This is a genomic window from Frankia sp. AgPm24, assembly GCF_023243055.1.
In the GTDB taxonomy this organism is placed as follows: Bacteria; Actinomycetota; Actinomycetes; order Frankiales; family Frankiaceae; genus Frankia; species Frankia umida.
In genome coordinates this window covers 111,106-117,952 of record NZ_JALKFW010000203.1, presented here as the reverse complement: position 1 = coordinate 117,952, position 6,847 = coordinate 111,106, and the positions used below count along the sequence as shown (strand labels likewise).

Annotated in this window: 6 protein-coding genes; all 6 read right to left on the bottom strand. The window is 71.4% G+C overall.

Going from position 1 to position 6,847, the window contains the following annotated elements; genetic code table 11:
- Nucleotides 1-131: 131 nt before the first annotated feature.
- Nucleotides 132-1,469, bottom strand: coding sequence for an ATP-dependent 6-phosphofructokinase (locus MXD61_RS18855; RefSeq protein ID WP_163550695.1), 1,338 nt, complete (start codon nt 1,467-1,469; stop codon nt 132-134).
- Nucleotides 1,470-2,283: 814 nt separating this feature from the next.
- Nucleotides 2,284-3,480: an enoyl-CoA hydratase/isomerase family protein gene (locus MXD61_RS18850; RefSeq protein WP_248814797.1), complete on the bottom strand. Its 1,197-nt coding sequence runs from the start codon at nt 3,478-3,480 to the stop codon at nt 2,284-2,286.
- A gap of 118 nt (nt 3,481-3,598) precedes the next feature.
- Nucleotides 3,599-4,903 carry a hypothetical protein gene (locus tag MXD61_RS18845; RefSeq protein ID WP_248814796.1) on the bottom strand — a complete coding sequence of 435 codons (1,305 nt, stop codon included), beginning with the start codon at nt 4,901-4,903 and terminating at the stop codon, nt 3,599-3,601.
- A 368-nt stretch (nt 4,904-5,271) separates the two neighbouring features.
- A complete protein-coding gene (locus MXD61_RS18840) occupies nt 5,272-5,589 on the bottom strand; it encodes an antibiotic biosynthesis monooxygenase (RefSeq protein ID WP_163550821.1) in 318 nt (105 codons plus the stop codon).
- A 58-nt stretch (nt 5,590-5,647) separates the two neighbouring features.
- Nucleotides 5,648-5,989 (bottom strand): antibiotic biosynthesis monooxygenase, encoded by a 342-nt coding sequence (locus MXD61_RS18835; protein ID WP_163550820.1) that lies wholly within the window; start codon nt 5,987-5,989, stop codon nt 5,648-5,650.
- The gene (locus MXD61_RS18830; RefSeq protein ID WP_248814795.1) at nt 5,989-6,726 is read right to left on the bottom strand and encodes an SDR family NAD(P)-dependent oxidoreductase; all 738 of its coding nucleotides are present in this window, start codon (nt 6,724-6,726) and stop codon (nt 5,989-5,991) included. Before MXD61_RS18830 ends, MXD61_RS18835 begins: the two co-directional genes overlap by 1 nt.
- Nucleotides 6,727-6,847 lie beyond the last annotated feature (121 nt).

Sequence of the window (6,847 nt, the reverse complement as noted above, 5' to 3'; positions counted from 1 at the left end):
CTCCGCGCATCCATGATCTGGATCAAGGAACTCGCTCCAACCCTTTGATCACAACCCGATACACGGCCTAGGGACGAACGAGCCGCGAGCGGGCGCGGCGCCGCGCGGGCGGACGAAGCCGGACGGGCGGGTTATTCGAAACGGGGCGGCTGGCCGGTGGCTTCCAGAACCGACATCCACAGGTCACCGGCCGGGTCGACCTGGTTGCGCTGGCTGACGGCGAGGCCGATCGGGATGTGGATGAAGCGGCGCCGCCAGCGGCCGACGACCATCTCCGTGCGTCCGGACATCGCCGCGTGCACGGCGGCATGGGCCAGCCGGATGGTGTAGACGCTGTCGTAGGGGTTCGCCGGAACGCTGCGGATCACGTAGCTGGGGTCGATGTACTTCAGGTTCAGCTCGACGCCCTCAAGGTCGAAGTACTCCTTGATCCGGCGGGACAGCTCCTGGCCCACGTCGTGCAGTTTGCGGTTACCGGACGCGTCCGCCGACTGTGGCTGGTCGGTGATGAGCTCCTGACCAGCGCCTTCGGCGACGACGACGACGGCGTGACCGCGGTCCAGAATCCGCTTGCGCAGATGGTTGAGCAGGCCGCCCTCGCCCTCGAGCTTGAAGGGCAGCTCGGGGATGAGCACGACGTCCGCGTTGCTCTTGGCAAGGGTCGCATAGCAGGCGATGAAGCCGGAATGGCGGCCCATCAACCGGACCACGCCCATGCCGCCGGGGGCCGAGGTCGCCTCGGCGTGGGCGACCTGGATGGACTCCGCGGCCTTGCCGAACGCGGTCTGGAAACCGAAGCTCTGATCGATATAGGGAATGTCGTTGTCGATCGTCTTCGGGATTCCGACGACCGCGATCTTCTCGCCGCGCTCGGTGGCGACCCGGGAGATCTCCTTCGCACCGCGCAACGTGCCGTCGCCGCCGATGACAAAGAGAATATTTATGTTCATTCGGGAGAGACAGTCGACAATCTCGCCCGGATCCTGCTGGCCGCGGGAACTGCCGAGAATCGTCCCGCCGTCGTCGTCGATGCTGGCGACGCGCTCGGGAGTCAGGTCGACCACGTCGTAACCGTAACGGGCGATGAACCCCTGATAGCCGTTACGGAAACCGACGATCCGCCGGACCCGGTAGTGCGAGGTCAGCTCCAGGACCAGCCCACGGATCACGTTGTTCAGGCCCGGACACAGACCTCCGCAGGTCACGATCCCGACCCTGGTCTTGGACGGGTCGAAGTAGATCTTCCGCCGCGGCCCGGCGGGCTCGAACCCGGGCAGCGCGTCCAGCGCGACCTCGCGGGCCGCGATCATCGACGTGGTGTCGTCGTAGAGGACCTTGTCCGACTCGTCAATGTAGTGCTGCGTGGTGGGCCGCTCACCCAGCAGGGGTAGCAGTGGCGAATCTATCCGGCACGGACCCAGGGTCTTCACCGAAAGATCTGCATTGTCCACCAGTAGTGGCGCACCCACCGTTGCCCGGCCCTCACGTCTCGTTTGGCGCTTCGTCAGCAAGCGATCTGCCCTGTCGACCATCTGGTCTGTTCCGCGATGTCGCTCCATACATACCCCGGTTGGGGCGGTACCGGCCCCGCCGATCAGCCCAGTTCTTCCAGACCGAGACTACCGGCCCATACCGACTGCCAGACGGGCATCGCCGGACCAAGCCGGTCACCAGCGACGGAAACAATCACTTCATCACAAGGAAACCGGTTCGACTCCGGCCGGGGTCGGCCACGAGTTGTCCTGCGCGGACACCTCGGTGCCCGCCATCCCACCGCCCTTCTCACCCTCGCCGCCCCACCATCGCCCCGCCTCCGTGCCCGCCTCCGTACGTACGGATCACGCTCCCCGCCGCGACAGTCCCGAGCTGCCAGCCTTCCTCGTCCCGCGGCAGAGTCGAACGTCCCGCGATCACCGGGCCATCGCGCCGGGACGGCGCGGACCCCTCGGCAGGTGGCCGGGTGCCCGGGCGGCACTGTCCTCCACGCGGCGCACCCGGCAGGCTCGATACGGGTGGACGACCAGCCGATCGCCCCGACGGCGGACGAGCCGGCGGATCCTCGGACCCTCGAGCAACCAGGTGTCCGCCCAGCCCAGACGGCGACGACCCGTGGAGGGATCGGGTCGAAGCCAGCCAGGCACGGCGCGGCGGCCATCGCCGCGATGGCGAGCGCGTCGAAGGACCAACCGCCGCGTCGTGCCCGGACACAGCACCGCCGCTCACCCCGCGGCACAGCGACCCGGCACCGCAACCGCGGCGGGACAGCGACGCGGCGGTCAGCGGTCAGTCGGTGGCGCCGGGCATCCCGTGGCGGGGTTCGATCGCGTCGACCAGCCCCCAGGCCAGCGCCTGCTCGGCGCCGATGGGCTCGCCACTGAGAATCAGATGTGTGGCCCGGTGACGTCCGATCCGCCGCGGCAGACTGGCCGTTCCCCCAGCCCCCGGTACCAGCCCCATCGCGATCTCGGGCAGCCGGAACGTGGCGTCCGGCGCGGCGACGACCCGGGTGCAGAAGGCCGGCAGTTCCGCCCCCGCGCCGATACACAGCCCATGGACGTAGGCGGTCGCCGGCACTCCGCAGGCCAGCAGATTCAGCGGGATGCTGCGGCTGGTGCGCACCGCGTGCGCCCGTCCGGGATCGGGTAGCGAACCGAACTCGGTCAGGTCCCCGCCGCTGGAGAACGACGGGCCCGCACCGCCCAGCCGGATCCCGGTCAGGTCGTCATCGAGCGCGGCGAGCCGGAACGCCGCCACCAGCCCGTCCCGCAGGCCGGTGTTGACCGCGTTGTGCCGTCCCGGTCGGTTCAGGATCACCGTCAGCACCGACCCGTGCCGCTCGACCAGCACCGCCGGCCGCTCGGCGGATCCCGTCTCCGCAGGTGGCACGGTGGGTGGGATGGGCACTGTGGGTGGGATGGGCACCGTGGGTGGGATGGGCACTGTGGGTGGGGTGGGGACGGTGGGTGGGGTGGGGACGGTGGGTGGGGTGAGCTGGCGGTTCGCGCGGGCGGCGCGGCGGCGGCGATGGTCGTCCAGCCAGGCGGCGAACTCGGGGCCGGCCTGAAGCGCGGAGTAGGCGAACGACTCCGCGACCACCGCGTCCCGGATGTCTCCCCGACAGCTCAAGCGCAGCAGCTGCACCAGGGCCACCGACGCGAACGGACGGCTGCGCACCACCGCCGCCAGCGCGGCGACCGCGGCGTCCAGACCTCCCGGGGCGTGGACCCACGGCCGCGGCGGCGCCGGTGTCTCGGTGAGCAGGATGTCGAAGCCGGCCGCGGCGACCTCGGCGGGGACCCGCCGCAGATCCTCGGCGACCGCGACCAGGACGCACGGCAGGTGCCGTCCCACCTCGGCGACGCGCACCGCGGCCGGCGCGGCCGCGTCGACCACCAGCAACGGCCGCTCGTCGAGCGGACTGAACACCTCGGGATCCACGTGCAGTGCGGCGAGGGCCGCCTCGGGCGCAGGAAAACTCACGCCTCCGACGCTAGTGCGCTGCCCGTGAGCGTTTCCGGCCGCGGCGCAGTGGCCGCGGGCACACCCATCCAGGACGGAGGACCGCTACCCGTCACCGGCGACCGGCGAGCCCGGTGAGTCACGAACTCGTGGTGGAGCGTGGCTTCGGGCCGCTGGAGCGCATGTTCACCAGGCGACCGAGCAGATCGAACCAGAACGGCGCGCCGGCGGTGAGGGCGAAGCACGCCAGGGCCAGGCCGAGGATCTTCACCAGCCAGCCGCGCACGGAGTTCGGCACCTCACGAGGATCCCCTCGATCCTCACTGGCTCGCACCCAGCCGATGGGCAGGGCGAGCCCGGAGGCGTCCCGCACCGCGCGCACCGCCTCCTCCGCCGCCGGCACCACATCGCCACCGGACGACGCGGAGTCACCGGGCGAGGCGGAGCCATCGGATGAGGCGGAGTCGCCGGACGCACCGGCGGAATCGGTGGCGGTGGCGGTCTGGTCGAGAGTGACGCGGGCGGCGGTGACGGCGGCTTCGCGGACGGGGCCGTCCTGCCAGAGCGCGCGGGCGATGCCGATGGTGTCGAGGTTGAAGGCGGCGGCCAGCAGAAGGGCGTAGCCGGCGAGAAAGACCGAGATGCGGCGGCGGTACCAGCCGGAGAGGCGGTCCATCGCCTGGTCGTACCAGCCGGCGAGCTCAGTGACGATCTTGTCGCGGTCGCCGCGGGCCCGGACCACGGCGGCGGTCAGGGCCGTCTTCGCCGCGGACGGCGGCAGGGCGGCGAGGCCCTGCTCGAGGGTGGCGACGGGATCGCCGCCCACGGCCGAGACCAGGGTGGCGGCGATCATCCGCCCGGTGGGGTACTGGGCTGGTGTCGCGGCGAGCAGGGCGGCGGCGGTCGTCGCGTCCAGGGTTCGGGTCGCGTTCTGATAGGCGGCGATGTAGATGGCCCGCTGCTCGTGGGGGACGTCCAACGGGAGGCTCTCGGGGCGCAGCTGGCCGAGCATGGCGCGCGCGGGCGGGTCCACCAGGTCGACGAGGGCCTGGGCGAACAGCGTGGACGGAACGTAGGACGGCAACCGCAGGTGGCGCGCCCGGCGCACAGCGGCCCAGCCGCCCTCGGCGGGGGGATGAGCGGCCATGTCGGGGCCCTGGTGCGCCGCGGGGTCCTCATGACCGCCGGCCCGCAGCATCCGCAACGGCCCGTCGAACAGCCGCGCCATCAGATCCACCGGCGGATGCGCGTCGTCGTCACCCGGCGCGGGGCCGGGGCCGGGTGCGGGGGCGCCGAGCAGGCCGCGCAGGGCGGACTCCAGACGGCGCTCGCGGTAGTGCAGAACGCCGAGCACGGCCTCGTTGATCCTGGACACGGCCAGGCTGAAGGCGGCGAACAGCAGCGCGAGCCCGATCAGGACATCCAGCGCTGACGAGTCCGGCATGCGGCTCCCCCTGCCCCGTGCGTACGTACCACCGACCAGCCGTGTGACGGCCCGCCCGAACGACGGCCGACGTAGGACAGACGGCGCATTTCTACACCTTGGCACCGACAGAACACCCGGCGGCATCGCGATACACCGGAAACGAGACCGATGGTCACCATCCGCCCTGGCGTTGTGCGAACCAAAGCGGACCGGATGACGCCGGACGCAGGCAGCGCGGGCGGCGGGGCGGTGGGGCGGCCAGGGTCGAGGCCGAAGGGTGAGGCGTGGTCGCCGAGCACGGTGGAAACCGGGCTGGGCGACCACGCCTCAGCGAGAAACCGCTGGCGGTCCGAACCTGGCCTGGCTGGTCAGGTGGGTGGGGACGGTCAGGCGGGTGGGGCCGGGTCGAACGGGCCCTGCGGGCCGTAGGCGGCGACCTCGGTGTAGATCGCCGGGCGACGCTCGGGGTCCTGCAGCGGACGCAGCGGGGAGGTCGTCCCGCGGTGGTTCGCGCCCTGTTCCCACGCGCTGAACTCGGCCATGCTCGACCACACGCTGACGACGGCGTACCGCGTGGGATCGGACACCGAGCGCTGCAGGGTGTTACCGAGCAGGCCGGGCGTGCCGACCAGCTTGGAGCTGATCTCGTGGTAGGCCCGCTCGACCGCGCCGGGCTCCCCCGCCGGGTCGACCGCCCACAGCATCACTCGCACCCTGGCCGCCGGGGCGGCCGGGGCTGACTGGTTGTCGTCGGCCACGGGGCTAGCCGGCCGCGGGCACGGGCTGCGAGGCCGTGCCCACCAGGTGGGCGAGCACCGAGCCGGTGGCCATGGTGCCGCTGGCCCGCAGCGGGTGCAGGATCTTGCGGTGCGTCAGGTGGCCCTCGCTGAGCTCGAACTCGCGGAAGCTCGCCTCGTCCACCCAGTCACTGATGATGAAGTAGGTGCCCAGCTCGTCCTCGGAGCGCACCAGCCACTGGCCGAGGTTCGCCGGGTGCGAGGTGATGCCGTCGCCGATGTTGAGCCAGGTCTGTTCGAACTCGGCCTCACGACCCGGGTGGATGCGCATGGTCAGCATGATCCGGAAGGGGGATGTGGCTGCCATCAGATACCTCCGTCGACGGTGAAGGTGGCGCCGTTGACGTAGGACGACACGTCGCTGGCCAGGAACAGCACGACCGCGGCGACCTCGTGGGCCTCGCCGAGGCGACCGAGCGGGATGCGGTTGGTGTAGGCCGCGCGGGCCGCGTCGGGCATGCCGGCGGCCTGGTCGGTCTCGATGACGCCGGGCGAGACCAGGTTCACCCGGATGCCGCGGCCGCCCAGTTCCTTGGACAGCGACCGGGTCAGTCCGATCAGTCCGGTCTTCGCCGCGGTGTAGTGGGCCCGCAGCGGCACGCCGACCAGCCCCGCCCCGGAACCGATGTTGATCACCGATCCGGAGTCGCCGAGCAGCGCCAGCGCGCCCTGGGTGACCAGGTGGGTGGCGGTCAGGTTGGTGGCCAGGACCTGGGTCCAGGCCTCCAACGGCAACTGGGCGTACGGGATGTGGCTGATCGTGCCGACGCTGTTGACGACGATGTCGAGGCCGCCGAGGTGGGTTCCGGTGGCGTCGAGCAGCTCGCCGATCTGGGCCGGGTCCGCGACGTCGGCCTGGACGAGCAGGTGGTCTCCGCCGGTGTCCTTGAGTTCGCGGCGCAGGCTCTCGGCGTCCTCGGTCTGGCGCTGGTGGCCGACGACGACGGTCGCGCCGGCCTGGGCGAGGCCGAGCACGACCGAGCGGCCGATGCCGCGGGTGCCACCGGTGACCAGGGCGCGTCGCCCGGCCAGGTCTGGGAACATCGTTGACTCGTCTCCTTGGATCATGCTGACGGATGTCGGGACGTCGGGACGTCACGGGGTGCCGGGATGGCGAAACGTGGCGGTGGCGCGGCGTGCGGGACTGGGAGGTACGGGGGACGGG

Excerpts from the sequence above, each read along its gene's own strand:
- MXD61_RS18835 (WP_163550820.1), bottom strand. The coding sequence starts at position 5,989 with ATGGCAGCCACATCCCCCTTCCGGATCATGCTGACCATGCGCATCCAC.
- MXD61_RS18840 (WP_163550821.1), bottom strand. The coding sequence starts at position 5,589 with ATGCTGTGGGCGGTCGACCCGGCGGGGGAGCCCGGCGCGGTCGAGCGG.
- MXD61_RS18845 (WP_248814796.1), bottom strand. The coding sequence starts at position 4,903 with ATGCCGGACTCGTCAGCGCTGGATGTCCTGATCGGGCTCGCGCTGCTG.
- MXD61_RS18830 (WP_248814795.1), bottom strand. The coding sequence starts at position 6,726 with ATGTTCCCAGACCTGGCCGGGCGACGCGCCCTGGTCACCGGTGGCACC.